The sequence below is a fragment of the Streptomyces sp. NPDC003077 genome (assembly GCF_040611095.1).
Taxonomy (GTDB): Bacteria; Actinomycetota; Actinomycetes; order Streptomycetales; family Streptomycetaceae; genus Streptomyces.
Map to the genome: position 1 here is coordinate 33,485 of NZ_JBEXNM010000066.1, position 17,801 is coordinate 51,285.

The following is a 17,801-nucleotide window of genomic DNA, read 5'->3' on the forward strand; positions in this document are numbered from 1 at the left end:
GCGGGTTCCCGGGGACCGTGGTTTTTCGGCCACCCGTCGTCGTGGACGGCGGTGCGGGCCCGAGGTGTTCGAGACCACAGAGGCGGGTGGGTTGTCCCGGAATCAACGGACAACTCGTGACGTTCCACCCCTGACCTGCGGCTCAGTCAACCCCCTGGCGCTCGGACACGTCTTCGAGTTGTTCCCCCGACAGTAGTAGGCTCGGCGCCGTTTGTTGACGGAACACCGTCCCCGTGCGCCGGGGTTGACGTAGGGGAGGCCATGCGCTTTCGAGGGAAGTCGATCCGTCGGAAGATCGTGGCGCTGCTGCTCGTGCCGCTGGTGTCGCTCACCGCCATGTGGGCGTTCGCCACCTACATCACCGGCCGCGAGGCCGACCAGCTGCTCGACGTCGCCAACGTCGTCAACCGGCTCGGCTACCCGGCCGAGGAGGCCGTCCAGGCCCTCCAGAAGGAACGCCGGCAAAGCCTCCTCTACCTGGCCGACCGCCGCGGCGCCGACGCGCTGGACAGCCTGCGCAAGCGCGCACAGGCCACCGACCGGGCCGTCGACCGGCTGCGGACCAACGCCCAGGACCCGGACGTGCGCGAGGACCTGAACGGCGAGGCCGGGGTCCGCATACGCACCGTCCTCCAGGGCGCCGACGGCCTCTCCGCGCTGCGCACCCGCATCGAGCACAACACCATCACCCGCGGCGAGGTCTTCGAGGCCTACAACGCGCTGGTCGATCCGCACTACCAGTTCCTGGCCTCCCTGTACGGCCTGGAGAACGTGGCGATGGACAAGCAGGGCCGGGCCCTGATCAACGTCACCCGCGCCCGCGAGGCCCTGGCCCGTGAGGACGCGCTGCTCGCCGCCGGGCTGGCCGCCGGCGGCATGGACAAGGCGGACGTGCGGCGGTTCTCCGACCGCGTCGCCGAACGCCGGGTGCTCTACGACACCGCCCTCCCCGTGCTGCCCGCCTCCGAGCGCGCGATCTTCCAGGACTACTGGCGCACGGCCGGGGCCCGCGAACTCGTCTCCTACGAGGACCAGGTGATCGCGGCCGGCAGCCCGCGCGCCGTCGACGCCGAACGCTGGAACGCCGCCTCCACCAAGGTGCTGGGCGACCTGGAACGCATGGGCCGGGAAGCCGGCGAGCGCTTCAAAGAGCGCGTCGCGCCGGTCGCCCGCTCCGTTCTGCTCAAGGCGGCCGGCGCCGGTGTGCTCGGCTTCCTGACCCTGCTGGTCTCCGTGGCGATCTCGCTGCGCATCGGCCGCCGGCTCGTCAAGGACCTCACCCGCCTGCGCAAGAGCGCCCTGGAGGTCTCCGCCGTCCGCCTGCCGAGCGTGATGCGCCGGCTGGCCGCGGGGGAGCAGGTGGACGTGGAGACCGAGGCGCCGCGCCTGGAGTTCGGACCGGACGAGATGGGGCAGGTCGGACAGGCGCTCAACACCCTCCAGCGCGCCGCCGTCGAGGCCGCCGTCAAACAGGCCGAGATGCGGCACGGCGTCTCGGAGGTGTTCGTCAACCTCGCCCGCCGCAGTCAGGTGCTGCTGCACCGTCAGCTGACGCTGCTGGACGCCATGGAGCGCCGCACCGAGGACACCGACGAGCTCGCCGACCTGTTCCGGCTCGACCACCTCACCACCCGCATGCGGCGGCACGCCGAGGGCCTGGTCATCCTCTCCGGCGCGGCGCCCTCCCGGCAGTGGCGCAAGCCCGTCCAGCTCATGGACGTGGTCCGCGCCGCGGTCGCGGAGGTGGAGGACTACGAACGCATCGAGGTACGCCGCCTCCCGCGGCTCGCCGTCGACGGACCCGCCGTCTCCGACCTCACCCACCTGATCGCCGAGCTGCTGGAGAACGCCACCGTCTTCTCGCCGCCGCACACCGCCGTCCACGTGGTCGGCGAGCGGGTCTCCAACGGCTTCACCCTGGAGATCCACGACCGCGGCCTGGGCATGAGCCCGGACGACATGCTGGACGCCAACCTCCGGCTCGCCGAGACCCCCGAGTTCGAACTGTCCGACACCGACCGGCTCGGCCTCTTCGTCGTCAGCCGCCTGGCCCGGCGGCAGCACGTCCGGGTGTCGCTCCAGCCCTCCCCGTACGGCGGCACCACCGCGGTCGTCTTCGTGCCCGGCACCATCCTCACCGACGCGCCGGAACGGGACGGGAAGGACACCGACGGCGCCGGGATCCCGCTCACCGCGAAGCTCGGCGCCCTGCCGCCGGAGCGCGCCGCGGGCGCCGGGGCCGTCCTGGACGGGCCGGTGGAGCTGGAAGCGCCGCTGGTGGCGGACGAGCCGGGCGGCTGGGGCGGCCCTCGGCCCGGGAGGCGCCCGCACGGGGGAACGTCCTGGGGCGAGGAGCGCCGCTTCACCGGCGGGGAGCACGACCGCTTCCCCGTCGGTGAGCACGACCGGGGGCCGGTGCGCGGCCCGGTACCCGTACCGTCCGCCCTTGAGCAGCATCAGCCGGCTCCTGACCAGGTGCCCGACGCGCCCGCGCGGCTGCCGCGCCGCAGGCGCCCGGCCGACCACGCCGGGGACCACGGCCACCCGGCCGAGCACACCCCGCCGCACGCCGCCCCGGCTCCCACCACGCCGGGCGGGCTGCCCCGCCGCGTCCGGCAGGCCAGCCTCGCCCCGCAGCTCAAGGCCGAGCCCGCCTGGCGGGCCGAGGCGGAGCAGCCGGGCGGCGTCACCGAGGTCGACGACCGCGACGCCGAAGAGGTGCGCGCCCGCATGGCCTCCCTCCAGCGCGGCTGGCAGCGGGGCCGCCGGGAGAACGGCGAGGACGGCCCCCGGGCCGCACGCGGCACCTCCGTACAGGCGGACCCGCGCGAGGCACCGGCCTCCTACGACGCACCGGAGACGTACGGCACCCCAGGGACCCACGTCCCGCCGGACGCCCGCGGCACACGAGACCACCAGGGCAACACAGCACCAGGGAACACATCAGGAGGCGACGGTCGATGACCGCACGGAACGCAGCAGCGGCCAGTGCCGGGGCGCGGGGATCGGGTTCGGGATCGGGCGAGCTCGGCTGGCTCCTCGACGAGCTGGTCGGGCGGGTGGGCAGCATCCGCAAGGCGCTGATCCTCTCCAGCGACGGCCTGCCCACCGGGGCCTCCGCCGACCTCTCCCGCGAGGACAGCGAGCACCTCGCGGCGGTCGCGTCCGGCTTCCACAGCCTGGCCAAGGGCGTCGGACGGCACTTCGACGCCGGCCGGGTCCGGCAGACCCTGGTCGAGCTGGACGACGCGTTCCTGTTCGTCAGCGCGGCGGGCGACGGGAGCTGTCTGGCCGTGCTCGCCGACGCCGAGTCCGATGTCGGGCTGATCGCCTACGAGATGACGCTGCTCGTCAAGCGCGTGGGCACCCACCTGGGCACCGCGCCCCGGTCGGGGCAGCCCGCCGGGGGATGACGGCGGTGACGCCATGAGCGGAGACGGCGCGGCGGCGTTCGGACGGGGGACGCGGCACTGGTACGACGACGAGGCGGGCCCCGTCGTCCGCCCGTACGCGATGACCCGCGGACGCACCCGCAGCGCCGCCGAGGCGCGGCTCGACCTGATCGCGGTGGTGATCGCCGAGGACCGGGCGGAGGGGCCGGTCACCGACCAGACGCTCTCCCCGGAGCACGTGGAGATCGTCGACCGGTGCCGGGCGGCCCCGCTGTCGGTCGCCGAGCTCGCGGCCGGGCTCGACCTGCCGGTCGGGGTCGTCCGCGTGCTCATCGGCGATCTGCTGGACGCCGAACTGGTGCGGGTCAGCAGGCCGGTGCCGCCGGCCGAGCTGCCGGACGCGAGCGTCCTGCGCGAGGTCATCGACGGGCTGCGGGCGCTGTGAACCGCGGTGCCGGGCGGTCCGGCACCGCGTCCGTCCCCCGTCCGCCCGGAAACGGACCCCGGTCGCGCTCCCTAGAGGCGCGCCGGGCTCCCCGGACCCTTCGGACCTTCCCGACCCTTCCGGATCTTCCCGGCCCTCCGGACCCGGGAATTCCCGAACTCCGTACCGCGACGAGCACCAGGTGATCGACGTTGTACGGTTCCCATGCAGAAGCTGACCGTTTGTGAACTCCGAGGATCGACAATGCATTTGATCTGCACGAGCGGCGGAACGGGGGAGGAGCCCCATGGTCTTCGGACGCGCTGAACACCGCTCCACCCGCCGCGCCGAGCGCCGTGCCGCCCGCCGTCACGACCCCGCCCCCGACCCCGTCACGCTCAAGATCCTGGTGGCGGGCGGCTTCGGCGTCGGCAAGACGACGCTGGTGGGCGCGGTCAGCGAGATCAAGCCGCTGCGCACCGAGGAGCGGCTGACCGAGGCCGGCCGCCCGGTCGACCGCCTCGACGGGGTGGAGGGCAAACGGACCACCACCGTGGCCATGGACTTCGGGCGGATCACCCTCCGCGAGGACCTGGTGCTCTACCTCTTCGGCACCCCGGGACAGCACCGCTTCTGGTTCCTGTGGGACGAGCTGGCGCTCGGGGCGCTGGGCGCGGTGGTCCTCGCCGACACCCGGCGCCTGGAGGACTCCTTCGCCGCCGTCGACTACTTCGAACGGCGCGACATCCCGTTCGTCGTCGGCGTCAACTGCTTCGAGGGCGCCACCGCCTACCCCGCCGAAACCGTGCGCGAGGCCCTGGACCTGGACCCCGGCGTGCCGCTGCTGCTGTGCGACGCGCGGGAGAAGGAATCCGTGAAGGACGTGCTGATCGCCGTCGTGAAACACGCGATGGACAGCGGCCCCCAACGGCGCGAACCCGCGCTGCCCTGAGGGGACGACCCCGAGGAGACAGCCCTGAGGGACTTGCCTCAAGGGGACGGCCCCTCAGGTGACGCGGAAGCGCGGCCCGTACCCCGCCGTCCGGGGCACGGGCCGTCGCGCGTACGGGCGGGCCGGTCCGGGGTTGGAGGCCGCCCCGGAGCCCGCCCCTGAAGGCGGGCCGCGAGCCCACCCCGGCCTCCCGCCGTTTACCCCTCCCGCCCCTCCGCCTGCCACCCGAAGCTGCGCTCCACGGCCCGGCGCCAGTTGCCGTACTCGCGGTCCCGCGTCGCCCCGTCCATGTGCGGCGTCCACTCGGTGTCCCGCTGCCAGTGGGCGCGCAGCTCGTCCAGGTCCTGCCAGACGCCGGTGGCCAGCCCGGCCGCGTACGCCGCGCCCAGGCAGGTGGTCTCCGAGATCACCGGGCGGATCACCGGCACCCCCAGCACGTCCGCCTGGTGCTGCATCAGCAGGCCGTTGGCCGTCATCCCGCCGTCGACCTTCAGGGAGGTGATCCGCACGCCCGAGTCCTCGTACATGGCGTCCACCACCTCCCGCGTCTGCCAGCTCGTGGCCTCCAGCACGGCGCGCGCCAGGTGCGCCTTGGTGACGTACGCGGTCAGACCGGTGATCACCCCGCGGGCGTCCGCGCGCCAATAGGGCGCGAACAGGCCCGAGAACGCCGGGACGATGTACGCGCCGCCGTTGTCCTCGACGCTCGCCGCCAGGCTCTCGATCTCCGCCGCCGAGCCGATCAGCCCGAGCTGGTCGCGGAACCACTGCACCAGGGAGCCGGTGACCGCGATGGAGCCCTCCAGGCAGTAGACCGGCGCCTCGCCGCCGAGCTGGTACCCGAGCGTCGTCAGCAGTCCGCTCTTGGACGGCACGGGGCGGGTGCCCGTGTTCATGAGCAGGAACGAACCCGTCCCGTAGGTGTTCTTGGCCTCGCCCACCCCGTAACAGGTCTGGCCGAACACGGCCGCCTGCTGGTCGCCGAGCGCGCCCGCCACCGGCACCCCCGCCAGCGGCCCGACGGCCGTCCCGTACACCTCGGCCGACGACCTGATCTCCGGCAGCACCGACTCCGGCACGCCCATGGCCGACAGGATCGAGGCGTCCCACTGGAGGGTGGTCAGGTTCATCAGCATCGTGCGCCCGGCGTTGGTCACGTCGGTGACGTGCGTGCCGCCGTCCACGCCGCCCGTCAGGTTCCAGATCAGCCAGGAGTCCACGGTGCCGAAGGCGATCTCGCCGCGCTCGGCGCGGGCCCGCAGCCCGGGGACGTTCTCCAGCAGCCAGGCCACCTTGGGACCGGAGAAATAGCTGGCCAGCGGCAGCCCGGTGGCGTCCCGGAACCGGTCCTGGCCCACCTCGCCGCCCAGCTCCGCGCACAGCGGCGCGGTCCGGGTGTCCTGCCAGACGATCGCGTTGTGCACCGGCTTCCCCGTGAACCGGTCCCACAGGACGGTGGTCTCGCGCTGATTGGTGATGCCCACCGCGCCGAGCTGCTCCGCCCGCAGCCCCGCCTTCGCGAGCGCGCCGGTGACCACGGCCTGCACCTTGGCCCAGATCTCGGTGGCGTCGTGCTCCACCCACCCCGGCTTGGGGAAGATCTGGCGGTGCTCCCGCTGGTCCACGGCGACGATCGCGCCGTCCCGGTTGAAGATGATGCAACGGGTGGAGGTGGTGCCCTGGTCGATCGCGGCGACGTACCCGCCGGCCGCGCCGGTGCTCTCCGTCATGAACGTCTCCTGGTCCGTGGCTGGAAGCTGCGCGTGGTACGTGTGCGTCCGACGCCCGGGACGCCCGGCCCCGGGGAAGAACCGCCGGTGTTGCTAGAAGACCGCCCGGTACACGAGCCCCGAGAGCGCCGCCCCGATCAACGGACCGGCCACCGGGATCCACGCGTACGCCCAGTCGCTGGAGCCCTTGCGCGGGATCGGCAGCAGCGCGTGCGCCAGCCGCGGCCCCAGGTCGCGGGCCGGGTTGATGGCGTACCCGGTGGGGCCGCCCAGCGACAGGCCGATCCCCACCACCAGCAGGGCGACCAGCAGGACGTTGATCCCCGACCCGTAGACCCCGGCCTCCTCACCGGGCACCCGCCCCAGACCGATCCCCTTGTTCTGCCCGAAGAACAGCAGCGGCAGCACCAGCCCCATGGTGGCGATGACCTCGGTGACGAGGTTGGCGGCGGGGTTGCGGACCTCCGGGGCGGTGGCGAAGACCCCCAGCGTCGGCTGAGCCTTGTCCTCCTCCGCGTTGGCGGCGAACTGCGCGTAGTACAGCGCCCACGCCAGGACGGCGCCGAGCACCGCGCCCACCATCTGCGCCGCCATGTACAGCGGCACCTTGGACCACTCCGTGCCGTCCGCGATCGCCGACCCCAGCGTCACGGCCGGGTTCAGGTGCCCGCCGGACAGCGGTGCCGCGGTGTACGCCCCGGCGAGTACACCGAAACCCCAGCCGAAGGCGATCACGACCCAGCCCGCGGCCCGCGCCTTGGAGTAGTGCAGGGTGACGGCGGCGCACACGCCGGCGCCGAACAGGATGAGGATCGCCGTGCCGATGACCTCACCGACGAAGATGTCCCCGTTGGAATACATGGCGGCTCCCTTGGCCCTCGCCCGAGGGGACGCCCCCTCGGTCCTCCGTGCAGGGTGCGCGTCCACAGGGTGCGTACGCCCTGTCCCGCCTGCGGAGCCGGTGGCGGACGCGTGGCCCCTCGCGTCCGTGCCCCACCCGGTGCTCCTGTCGAGCGTGCCGGTGCCGGGCGTCGAGCCGGCGCCGGCGGTGTAGAGCGGGCGGCGCGGTGCCGCCGGGTGGCCGGGCCCGTCCGCGTACGGCGGTGCCGACCGACACCGGAAGTGTTCACCGGCCGTGATGGAGCGTCAAGGTCACCGGCCCTCCGAGGAGACGCACCGGGCCGAAAGGGCCGCCCCTCCCGAAGCGGCGGCACCTCGACGCCCGCCGCGCCCGGGAGCCCGAGCGCTCCGGGGCTGAACCCTCCGCGGCACCGCGGCGTCCCTGTGGGCGGGCCGTGCGCACGGGACCGACGGGGGTGGATCCGTGCCCTGCCCCTCGTGTTGGAAGGGGCTCTCCCGGCCGCCACCGGGCGGGCCCCTGCGGACGGGGCTGTCGGCTTCCTCGCGGGACAGGACTTCCGCGGATCTCCCGGACGACGCGGGTCCTCCTTACGGGACGGGTGACGAGCACCGGCAGGCGGCCGAAGCGTTTCGACGCTCCTCAGCGAGCCCGGATTTCCTCAGCCGACCCCGCCCCCACCCCGCACCCGCACCGGATACCCGACCCCGCCCCCCTCCCGCCGCTCCACGACCACCCGCCCGTCCTCCCACCGCGTCGCGAACCGCTCGACCTCCGGACGAGCCCAGCCGTCCCCGGCGTCCGGCATCACCACACCACCGCCGGCCTGCCCGGGAGCCGGCGCCCACACCTCCAGCTCCGTCCGCCCGTCCGCCCCCGCGACCGGCAGCACGGCGCCCGCCCGCGCCAGCACCGGGATCCGCGCGAGCGGCGTGTCCAGCACCACCTGCCCCGGTCCTTCGTGGGCGCGCCCGGTGGCCGTGTCGTACCACCGCCCCCGGGGCAGCGGTACGGAGCGCCGCTCCACCCCGGGCCCCATGACGGGCGCCACCAGCAGCGCGTCCCCCAGGAGGAAGGCGTCCTCGCGGTCGCGCAGCGCGCGGTCCTCGGGGGAGGCCCACCACAGCGGGCGCACATAGGGCGCCCCGGTGAGCCGCGCGAGCTGCGCCAGGGTGACGAAGTACGGCAGCAGCCGCTCCCGCTCCCGCAGCGCCGCCCGGGCGTGCTCCAGGACCACGGGCCCGTACTCCCACGGCTCCCGCCGCCCCGCGGAGAGGGCCGAATGGGTCCGGAACAACGGTAGGTACGCCGCCAGCTGGAACCACCGCAGGTACAGCTCGCCCGAGGGCACCCCGGAGAAGCCGCCGATGTCCGGCCCGCTGTAGGGCACCCCGCACAGCCCCATCCCCAGCACGAGCGACAGCGACGCCCGCAGCCCCGGCCACCCGGTCGCCACGTCCCCGGACCAGGTCCCCCCGTACCGCTGCATCCCGGCCCACCCGGACCGCGAGAAGAGGAACGGGCGCTCGTCGGGCCGCAGCCGGACGAGCGCCTCGTAACCGGCCCGCGCCATCGCCAGGGCGTACACGTTGTGGGCCTCGCGGTGGTCGCCGCCGCGGCCTTCGAGCGCGTGCCGGGCCGACCGGGGCAGCGTCGTGTCACCGAACGCGGCGAAGGACACCGGCTCGTTCATGTCGTGCCAGACCCCCGCGAACCCCTGCGCCAGCCGCTCCGCGTACAGCCCGCCCCACCAGGCGCGCACCCGCGCGTCCGTGAAGTCGGGGAAGACCGCCTCGCCCGGCCACACCACCCCCCGCACCACCCGGCCCCGGGCGTCCCGCACGAACGCGTCGGCCGCCGCCCCGCTCGCGTACACCGCGCTGCCCTGCCCGGCCTTGACCCCGGGATCGACGATGGACACCAGCCGTACCCCCGCCTCCCGCAACTCCCGGGCCAGCCCGGGCAGGTCGGGGAAGGCGGACCGGTCCACGGTGAAGACCTGGTGGCGGTCGAGGTGGTCGATGTCCAGGTGGACGGCGGACAGCGGCAGCCCCCGTTCCCGGTAGCCGTCCACCACCCGCCGCACCTCGGTCGCGCTGCCGAACCCCCAGCGGGAGTGGTGGTACCCCAGCGCCCACCGGGGCGGCAGCGCCGGCGCGCCGGTCAGCGCCGTCCAGCCGCGCAGCACCCGGGAGGGCGTGCCGACGACCACCCAGTAGCGCAGCGGCCCGCCCTCCATCCGCACCTCGCAGGTGCCGGGCCGGTCGTGTCCGGAACCCGCGCCCTCCACGCCCTCGCGGAGCAGGACCCGGCCGTCCCAGGAGTTGTCGTGGAACACCAGGTGCGTACCGGCGTCCGCCACCACCATGTGGACGGGCATGGTGACGGACAGCGGATCGTCCCCCGGCACGAAGGCGCCGCCGGGATCGGTGTTCCACAGCCGGTACGCGCCCCGGCGCAGCCGCGGGCCGTCCGCCCGCCCGCCGAGCCCGAAGAACCGGGCGTCCGCCGGCACCTCGGAACGTTGCACCCAGCGCGCGCCACCCCCCGCCTCCGCCACCCGGTCCCACCAGCGCGGCGGCAGCTCCCGCCGCAGCACCACACCACCCGGCGTCCGCACCTCCACCGCGCCGTGCCGGGACACCGTCACCGTCACCCGCTCCGACACCACCCGCCAGCCGCCCTCGGTGTCCGGCTCCAGCACCGCCCGCCCGTCCGCCTCCGGACCCGCCCCGCACAGCGCGTACGAGGGCTCGGGCCCGGCCCCGTCCCAGCCGCAGAACACCGCGCCACCGGACGCCACCCGCACCCGCAGCGACGACCGGGCGAAGTGCACGATCCCACCGCCCGGCCTCGGCTCGGCGCCGCGCGCCGGTCCCGGCACCCGCGCCCGCTCCGGGCCGCGGCGCGGCAGCCCCACCGCGTCCGCGCGCCGCCGGCGCCACGCCGACCGCACGGCCCGCAGCCCCTGGGCCGTCCCCAGCGCCCTGACCACCTTGATCACCCGCACCGACCGCACCAGCTCCCGCGCGTCCATGCGGCTCACCATGCCACCGTCGCCTCCGGGTGCGGGCGCCGTTCAGCCGCCGTTCACCTGGGGTCGGCCAGGCCAGTGCGGCACGGCCGTGCCGATCGTGGCGCGAGGGGCGGCCTTGCGCCCGGGGGCACCGCCCGTCCGCCCCACAGGACCGAGGCCCAGCGCCTCGCTTGCCGGAGTGCTGTGTGTGCGGCTCGCTGTGCCGGGAACTCACGGGGGCGGAGATCCGGAAATTCCGGCCTGCCTTTCCACTCCGCCCCTCGGCGATCACGGGCCCGACAAGGCGTCCGCACACACCGGCACGGCATCGGAATGCCTGCCGACCGGCAATGTCGTTAGCATGTCCCGAAGAGATCTTGATCTCGGCGATATACGCGACGGGTCCGGACGCCACATTCGTCCACACGAACCCGGCTGAAACACCAAAACCCAATGGAGGAAAGAAACTTGACCATCAGGAAGGCCCTCGCCGGTTCCCTCGGAGCCGCCGTTCTCGCGATAGCCGCCACCACCGCGACCACCGGCACCGCCCACGCCGCCGGCAGCGCCAAAGGCCGGTGGGACTGCACCAAGGGCTGGTTCTGCGGGTGGGACGCCACCAACTACCGCCAGAACGTGACCTGGACGGAGGTCCGCGCCTTCCCGGAGGAAAAGTGCGGCAAGGGCTCCTGGAAACCCCGCAACAATGCCAAGCTCCGCTCCGCGTGGAACCGCGACTCCAAGCACACGTGGTACGGGCTGGACAAGAACAACAAGACCCACCAGATCCTGCGGAAGTACGGACAGGTGGGCTCTCTCGTTCCCAACATCTCGTCCTGGAAGTCGATTACCAAATGGTGCTGGCGGTAATCGGCCTCCCGGCACACGTGCCACCTTTTCCGGTCCGGCATTGAGCCACTGAGCCCCGGCCGGAGGTCGGCTGATCACCACCCGCGGGACGGCTCGGAGCGCGTCCGGCGGGCCCGGTGATCAGCCGACGGCGTCCTTCGCGCGGTGGTCCACCCGCACCACACCCTCCCGCCCCGGAATATGGGGGGACAGCCCTGGTGCCGGAGTCGATCACATGGCATCGTCCTGCCAAGCCGTGTCACGCGCACACCCCCGCCGTGCGCGGAGCCACGCACACGACGCGTACAGCCGGGAGCCGCATCATGACCACCGCACCGCAGTCCGCCGCCCAACCGGAGCCCCTGTGGCGGCCCGGCCCGGACCGTATCGCCGGAGCCCGCATCACCCGCTTCCACCGGTGGGCGGCCGAACGCCACGGCGCCCCCGCCCCCGCCTCCGGCGACCCGGTGGCCGACTACGCCGCGCTGCACCAGTGGTCCGTGGACGACCTCGGGGTCTTCTGGAAGGCCGTCACCGAGTGGTTCGACGTGCGCTTCGGGACGCCGTACGACACCGTCCTGGCGGACACCTCGATGCCCGGCGCCCGCTGGTTCCCCGGCGCCACGCTCAACTACGCGGAGCACGCCCTGCGCGCCGGCCAGGACCCGGACCGCGCCGACCGACCGGCGCTCCTGTATGTGGACGAGACCCACGACCCGGCCCCCGTCACCTGGTCCGAGCTGCGCTCCCAGGTCGGCTCGCTCGCCGCCGAGCTGCGCCGGATCGGCGTGTGCCCCGGCGACCGCGTCAGCGGCTACGTCCCCAACATCCCGCAGGCCGTCGTCGCCCTCCTGGCCACCGCCGCGGTCGGCGCGGTGTGGACCTCCTGCGCCCCGGACTTCGGCGCCCGCAGCGTCCTGGACCGCTTCCAGCAGGTGGAACCGGTCGTCCTGTTCACGGTGGACGGCTACCGCTACGGAGGCAAGGAACACGACCGGCGCGAGACCGTCGCCGAACTCCGCCGCGAACTCCCCACCCTGCGCGCCGTCGTCCACATCCCCCTCCTGGGCACCCCCGCACCCGAAGGCGCGCTGGAGTGGTCGGACCTGACCTCCGCCGACACCGAACCGGTCTTCGAACAGGTCCCCTTCGATCACCCCCTCTGGGTCCTGTACTCCTCCGGGACCACCGGCCTCCCCAAGGCCATCGTCCAGTCCCAGGGCGGCATCCTGATCGAACACCTCAAGCAGGCCGGCCTGCACTGCGACCTCGGTCCGGAGGACCGGTTCTTCTGGTACACCTCCACCGGCTGGATGATGTGGAACTTCCTCGTCTCCGGCCTCCTCGTGGGCGCCACCGTCGTCCTGTACGACGGCAGCCCCGGCCACCCGGACACCGCCGCCCAGTGGCGGATCGCCGAACGCACCGGCACCACCGTCTTCGGCACCTCCGCCGCCTACGTCATGGCCTGCCGTAAGGCGGGCCTCCACCCCGCCCGCGACCTGGACCTGTCCGCCGTCAAGTGCGTCGCGACCACCGGCTCCCCGCTGCCGCCGGACGGCTTCCGCTGGCTGCACGAGGAGGCCGCGGGCCCGGACGGCGACCTGTGGATCGCCTCCGTCAGCGGCGGCACCGACGTGTGCAGCTGCTTCGCCGGCGCCGTCCCCACCCTCCCCGTCCACATAGGCGAGCTCCAGGCACCCTGCCTCGGTACGGACCTCCAGGCGTGGGACCCGAACGGCAAGCCCGTCACCGACGAGGTCGGCGAGCTGGTGATCACCAACCCGATGCCCTCCATGCCCGTCCGCTTCTGGAACGACCCGGACGGCAGCCGCTACCACGACAGCTACTTCGACATGTACCCGGGCGTCTGGCGGCACGGGGACTGGATCACCCGCACCTCCCGCGGCAGCGTCGTCATCCACGGCCGCTCCGACTCCACCCTCAACCGGCAGGGCGTCCGCATGGGCTCCGCCGACATCTACGAAACCGTCGAGCGCCTGCCGGAGATCAAGGAATCCCTGGTCATCGGGCTCGAACTGCCCAACGGCGGCTACTGGATGCCGCTGTTCGTGCACCTCGCCCCCGGAGCCGTCCTGGACGACGCGCTGCGCGACCGCATCAAGCGGACCATCCGCGAGCAGCTCTCCCCGCGCCACGTCCCCGACGACATCATCGAGGCCCCCGGCGTGCCGCACACCCTCACCGGCAAGCGCATCGAAGTCCCCGTCAAGCGCCTCCTCCAGGGCACCCCGCTCGACAAGGCCGTCAACCCCGGTTCGGTCGACGATCTCGGCCTGCTCCGCTTCTACGAGCGCGTCGCCAACGAACGCGTCGCCAACGAACGCCTGGCCACCGACCGAGCGGAATGACGTCCGGGACGCCGTTGTCAGACCCTCCGGCTACTCTCCGTCACAAGAACTGTTCGTGCAGCGATGCTGCCGCACTGACCAGGGGGAGTCATGACATCAGCGTCCCGACGCAACGACACCGACCACGCACAGGACCGGACTCCGGGAACCGACCGTCCGCCCGGAGCACCACCCGGCCCTCCGGCGGACGTCGAGGGAGCCCACGGTCCCGGACGTCCACAACGACTCGGACGGCCGGAGGCCCGGGTGCGGACCGGCGATCCGGGGAACGAGGATCAGCGGCCCGCTGATCCCGGGCCCGCTGATCCGGGGGCCGCGGAGCCCGGCCGGACGGCGTGGGCGGACGAGCCGGCGCGGGGCCGGACACCGGCCCCGCGGCAGTCCGACGCCCCACCCGAAGCCCCGCCCGACCTCCGGACCGACTCCCGGACCAGCTTTCGGCCCATCGAAAGCCATCCGCTGCGCTGCGAAGTCCCCAGCACCGCAGCCCTCCTGGCGGACGCGCGGGACTTCGCGGCCATGCGCCGCTACGACACCTTCCCGTTCGACGACCACACCGCCTACCTCCAGCAGATGGAGTGCCTGCTGCGCACCCTGTCCGCACAGGGCGTCCACACCACCGTCACCCTCTTCGACCCCGCCGCCTACGCGGCGTTCTGCGCGGAACACCACCTGGACCCGGACGCCCCCGGCAGCCGCAGCCGCTACACCGCCGAACGGGCCTGCACCGGCGCCGCACTGCCCTACTCCGGCCAGCCCCTGCACCAGCTCCTGCCCGTCCTGATCGAGGCATCGGAACACCGGGCGACCTGGGAGTACGCCTCCTCGCTCCTCTCCGTCACCGGCGCCTGCCCCGACTGCGGGGAGGACCTGGCCCACGCCGCCTTCGCCCGCGCGTCACTGATGGTGACGCGTCTCCTGGAAGCCCTCGGCCCGGGCACCCACCACCTGGTGTGCAGCGTCCCCGCGGACGGCATCCCGCTCCTCGCCGCCTTGCACACCACCTCCGACGACGGCACGACCGCCCGCCTCTCCGAGCCCCAGACCCGCTTCTTCTGCACGGTCCTGGCCGCCGGGATCGCCCTGAAGAGCCCCGGCGGGATCGTGTCGCGCACCACGACCACCGCCCCTCCGGACGCGCCGCCGGGCACGGAACGCGAGACGGTGCGGGGCTGGTCCCTGCGCGACTCCTGGCCGCGGCCCCTCAGCGCCGCCGAGGTCTTCACCGCCTACTGCACCGACGCCGAAACCGGCGCCCCCGTCCCGCCAGAGCCCGGCGTCGACCACCACCCCGGCATCCCGCTGCCGCCCCCACCGGAGGAACCCCACCACCACTGACCGACCCGCCCCGGACACCGCGAACCCCGGGACCCCACGGCACCGAAACCTCACCGGCAGAGGGGAGGAACGACGGATGGCCGCCCTGCCTCACGGCAGGACGGCCATCCGGAAACCGAGCCATCGCCCGCACACCACGGTCTCGCCCGTGGTCGTGCTCACCGGCGACCGCCGGGGATCACTCCCCGGACAGCACCGCCTGCGCGGCGGTCCGCGCCTCCTCGGCGGTGTCCGCGGCGCGCGCGGCAGCCGCGGCCCGCTCGCACTGCGCCAGCGTGTGCTTGGCCAGCGTGGCGCGCACGTACGGAATCGACGCCGCACCCATCGACAGGCTCGTCACGCCCAGGCCCGTCAGCACACAGGCCAGCAGCGGATCGGAGGCCGCCTCACCACACACGCCACAGCTCTTGCCCTCGGCCTTCGCGGCCTCGGCCGAAGCCGCCACGAGGTCCAGCAGCGCCGGCTGCCACGGGTCCTGGAGCCGCGAGACGGCACCTACCTGACGGTCCGCGGCGAAGGTGTACTGCGCCAGGTCGTTGGTGCCCAGCGACAGGAACTCGACCTCCTGGAGGATCGAGCGCGCGCGCAGCGCGGCGGACGGGATCTCCACCATCGCGCCGAACTTCGCCCGCAGCCCGGCCTCCCGGCACGCGTCCGCGAACGCCTTGGCGTCGATCCGGTCCGCGACCATGGGGGCCATGACCTCAAGGTAGACCGGCAGCCCCTCGGCGGCCTTGGCCAGCGCCGTCAGCTGCGTCCGGAGCACCTCCGGGTGGTCCAGCAGCGTCCGCAGGCCCCGCACGCCCAGCGCCGGGTTCGGCTCGTCGGCCGGCGTCAGGAAGTCCAGCGGCTTGTCCGCGCCCGCGTCCAGCACCCGCACCACGACCCGGCCCTCGGGGAAGGCTTCGAGCACCTTGCGGTACGCCTCGACCTGCTTCTCCTCGGACGGCGCCTTCTTGCTGTCGTCCAGGAACAGGAACTCGGTCCGGAACAGACCGACGCCCTCCGCACCCGCCTCGACCGCGGCCGGGACGTCGGCCGGTCCGCCGACGTTGGCCAGCAGCGGCACCTTGTGCCCGTCCGAGGTCGCCCCCGGACCGGAGGACGCGGCCAGCGCGGCCTTGCGCTCCTCGGCCGCCCGCTCCAGCTCCGCGCGCTTCTCCGCGCTCGGGTTGACGAAGATCTCGCCGGTGCTGCCGTCCACGGCCACCAGCGTGCCCTCGGGCAGCTCGCCCGCACCCGGCAGCGCGACCACGGCCGGCACACCCAGCGCCCGCGCGAGGATCGCGCTGTGGCTGGTCGGCCCGCCCTCCTCGGTGACGAACCCGAGCACCAGCGACGGGTCCAGCAGAGCGGTGTCCGCCGGCGCCAGGTCCCGCGCGATCAGCACGTACGGCTCGTCGCTGTCCGGCACGCCCGGCATCGGGACGCCCAGCAGGCGGGCGACGATACGGTTCCGCACGTCGTCCAGGTCGGCGACCCGGCCCGCGAGGTACTCGCCGGCCCCGGCCAGCAGCGCCCGGTAGGCGGCGAACGCGTCGTACACACCGCGCTCGGCGGTGCTGCCCACGGCGATGCGCCGCTCGACGTCCGCCATCAGCTCAGGGTCCTGAGCCATCATCGCCTGCGCCTCAAGCACGGCCTGGGCCTCGCCACCGGCCAGGTTGCCCCGCGCGATGAGGTCGGCGGCCACCGCTTCCACGGCCTGACGGGCGCGCCCCTGTTCGCGCTCCGCCTCCTCGGCCGGAATCTGCTTGGCCGGCGGCTCCAGAACCGCCGTGCCCATGTGCCGCACCTCGCCGATCGCCACACCGTGGCTCACGCCGACGCCTCGCAGCGTTGTCTCCATCTCACCCGTCTCCGGTTGGTGCGACGGCTCCTGCCGCCGCGGTGAATGTCGTACCGGCCGTCAAGGACGGCGCAGGCTCACTGCCAGCCGAACAGCGCGTCGCCGGCCTTCACATCGCCGTCCTCACGGACCTCGGCGAGCGAATCGGCGGTGGCCTCCAGGGCGACGACCGGGCAGACCGGGGACTTGCCGGCCTCTTCGACGGCGGCCGGGTTCCAGCGCACGACTTCCTGGCCGCGCACGACGGTGTCGCCCTTGTTGACGAGCAGCTCGAAGCCCTCGCCGTTGAGCTGCACGGTGTCGATGCCCAGGTGCGTCAGAACGCCGTGACCTTCGGAGTCGACGACGACGAACGCGTGCGGGTGCAGGGAAACAACGACACCATCGACGGGCGAGACAGCCGCGGACGGTTCACGAACCGGGTCGATAGCGGTGCCGGGACCCACCATCGCGCCGGAGAACACCGGGTCGGGCACTGCCGCGAGTCCGATGGCGCGTCCAGCCAGAGGGGACGTCACGGTGGTCATGGGATACCTCCCAGGGGTGGAGATTCATCAGGCCGCCGTCACTACCTGTCCTGGACGGCGCACCGTTGAGAAGACTAAGTCATGAGAAGTACCGGTTCCGCACGAGACACCAGGTGGGAAGCCCTCTCGGAACACCAGGTGAGGGGCCCTCTCGGACCCCACGCCGACACTGCAGATTCGATTTGCCACCACCGGGCCGGCGCTGTACTGTCTAACCCCTGCCCCGGCTGCCCGGACGCACTGAGCTGCGTCGCAACCGAGGGCGGCCTCCACGAAAAGCCGATCAAGCTTTACGGAACGACGTCCGCATGTCCGCGGATTTCGGATTCGGAATGCGATCGGGTTTACTGGAGGGGAACGACCGGAAGGCGAATGCCGGATGGTTGCCCCGTTCCACAGGGGCCGGAAACGGAAAGCGGAAACGCGAAACGGATCTGGTAAAGTGGAAACCGCGAGAAAGGCGGCCGAAAGGCAGCCCGGACCGCGAACCGGC

Annotated in this window: 13 protein-coding genes; 7 read left to right on the top strand and 6 right to left on the bottom strand. The window is 73.3% G+C overall.

What is annotated here, in order from left to right; all coding sequences use genetic code 11:
- The first annotated feature begins 261 nt into the window (after positions 1-261).
- The 4 genes from ABZX96_RS31005 to ABZX96_RS31020 all read left to right on the top strand — a co-directional run bounded on the left by ABZX96_RS31005 (position 262) and on the right by ABZX96_RS31020 (position 4,768).
- Positions 262-2,964: a nitrate- and nitrite sensing domain-containing protein gene (locus ABZX96_RS31005; protein WP_355550791.1), complete on the top strand. Its 2,703-nt coding sequence runs from the start codon at positions 262-264 to the stop codon at positions 2,962-2,964.
- Complete coding sequence (locus ABZX96_RS31010) at positions 2,961-3,413, top strand: roadblock/LC7 domain-containing protein (RefSeq protein WP_355550793.1); 453 nt, start codon at positions 2,961-2,963, stop codon at positions 3,411-3,413. Before ABZX96_RS31005 ends, ABZX96_RS31010 begins: the two co-directional genes overlap by 4 nt.
- Before the next feature lie 13 nt (positions 3,414-3,426).
- Positions 3,427-3,837 carry a DUF742 domain-containing protein gene (locus ABZX96_RS31015; RefSeq protein WP_355550795.1) on the top strand — a complete coding sequence of 137 codons (411 nt, stop codon included), beginning with the start codon at positions 3,427-3,429 and terminating at the stop codon, positions 3,835-3,837.
- A gap of 286 nt (positions 3,838-4,123) precedes the next feature.
- Entirely contained in the window at positions 4,124-4,768 is a 645-nt protein-coding gene (locus tag ABZX96_RS31020) for an ATP/GTP-binding protein (RefSeq protein ID WP_355550797.1), read from the top strand.
- 197 nt (positions 4,769-4,965) lie between these two features.
- Here the strand turns inward: ABZX96_RS31020 and glpK are convergent, their stop codons facing one another.
- The 3 genes from glpK to ABZX96_RS31035 all read right to left on the bottom strand — a co-directional run bounded on the left by glpK (position 4,966) and on the right by ABZX96_RS31035 (position 10,394).
- Positions 4,966-6,498 carry a glycerol kinase GlpK gene (gene glpK / locus ABZX96_RS31025; protein ID WP_355550799.1) on the bottom strand — a complete coding sequence of 511 codons (1,533 nt, stop codon included), beginning with the start codon at positions 6,496-6,498 and terminating at the stop codon, positions 4,966-4,968.
- A 93-nt stretch (positions 6,499-6,591) separates the two neighbouring features.
- On the bottom strand, positions 6,592-7,359 hold the full coding sequence (locus ABZX96_RS31030) for an MIP/aquaporin family protein (RefSeq protein WP_355550800.1): 768 nt from the start codon (positions 7,357-7,359) through the stop codon (positions 6,592-6,594).
- Between the two features lie 659 nt (positions 7,360-8,018).
- Complete coding sequence (locus ABZX96_RS31035) at positions 8,019-10,394, bottom strand: glycoside hydrolase family 31 protein (protein WP_355550817.1); 2,376 nt, start codon at positions 10,392-10,394, stop codon at positions 8,019-8,021.
- 447 nt (positions 10,395-10,841) lie between these two features.
- Here ABZX96_RS31035 and ABZX96_RS31040 point away from each other — a divergent pair, with 447 nt between their 5' ends.
- The 3 genes from ABZX96_RS31040 (at position 10,842) to ABZX96_RS31050 (ending at position 14,932) form a co-directional block, all read left to right on the top strand.
- Positions 10,842-11,243 (top strand): hypothetical protein, encoded by a 402-nt coding sequence (locus ABZX96_RS31040; RefSeq protein WP_355550802.1) that lies wholly within the window; start codon positions 10,842-10,844, stop codon positions 11,241-11,243.
- A gap of 302 nt (positions 11,244-11,545) precedes the next feature.
- A complete protein-coding gene (locus ABZX96_RS31045) occupies positions 11,546-13,594 on the top strand; it encodes an acetoacetate--CoA ligase (protein WP_355550804.1) in 2,049 nt (682 codons plus the stop codon).
- A 519-nt stretch (positions 13,595-14,113) separates the two neighbouring features.
- Complete coding sequence (locus ABZX96_RS31050; RefSeq protein ID WP_355550805.1) at positions 14,114-14,932, top strand: hypothetical protein; 819 nt, start codon at positions 14,114-14,116, stop codon at positions 14,930-14,932.
- A gap of 178 nt (positions 14,933-15,110) precedes the next feature.
- Here ABZX96_RS31050 and ptsP read toward each other — a convergent pair whose 3' ends face one another.
- From ptsP to ABZX96_RS31065, 3 genes are all read right to left on the bottom strand, one after another.
- Positions 15,111-16,781, bottom strand: coding sequence for a phosphoenolpyruvate--protein phosphotransferase (gene ptsP, locus ABZX96_RS31055; RefSeq protein WP_355550807.1), 1,671 nt, complete (start codon positions 16,779-16,781; stop codon positions 15,111-15,113).
- Between the two features lie 77 nt (positions 16,782-16,858).
- Positions 16,859-17,308 carry a PTS glucose transporter subunit IIA gene (locus tag ABZX96_RS31060; RefSeq protein WP_355550809.1) on the bottom strand — a complete coding sequence of 150 codons (450 nt, stop codon included), beginning with the start codon at positions 17,306-17,308 and terminating at the stop codon, positions 16,859-16,861.
- A gap of 283 nt (positions 17,309-17,591) precedes the next feature.
- Positions 17,592-17,801: hypothetical protein (locus ABZX96_RS31065; protein ID WP_355550811.1), on the bottom strand; the 210-nt coding region annotated here is incomplete at its 5' end.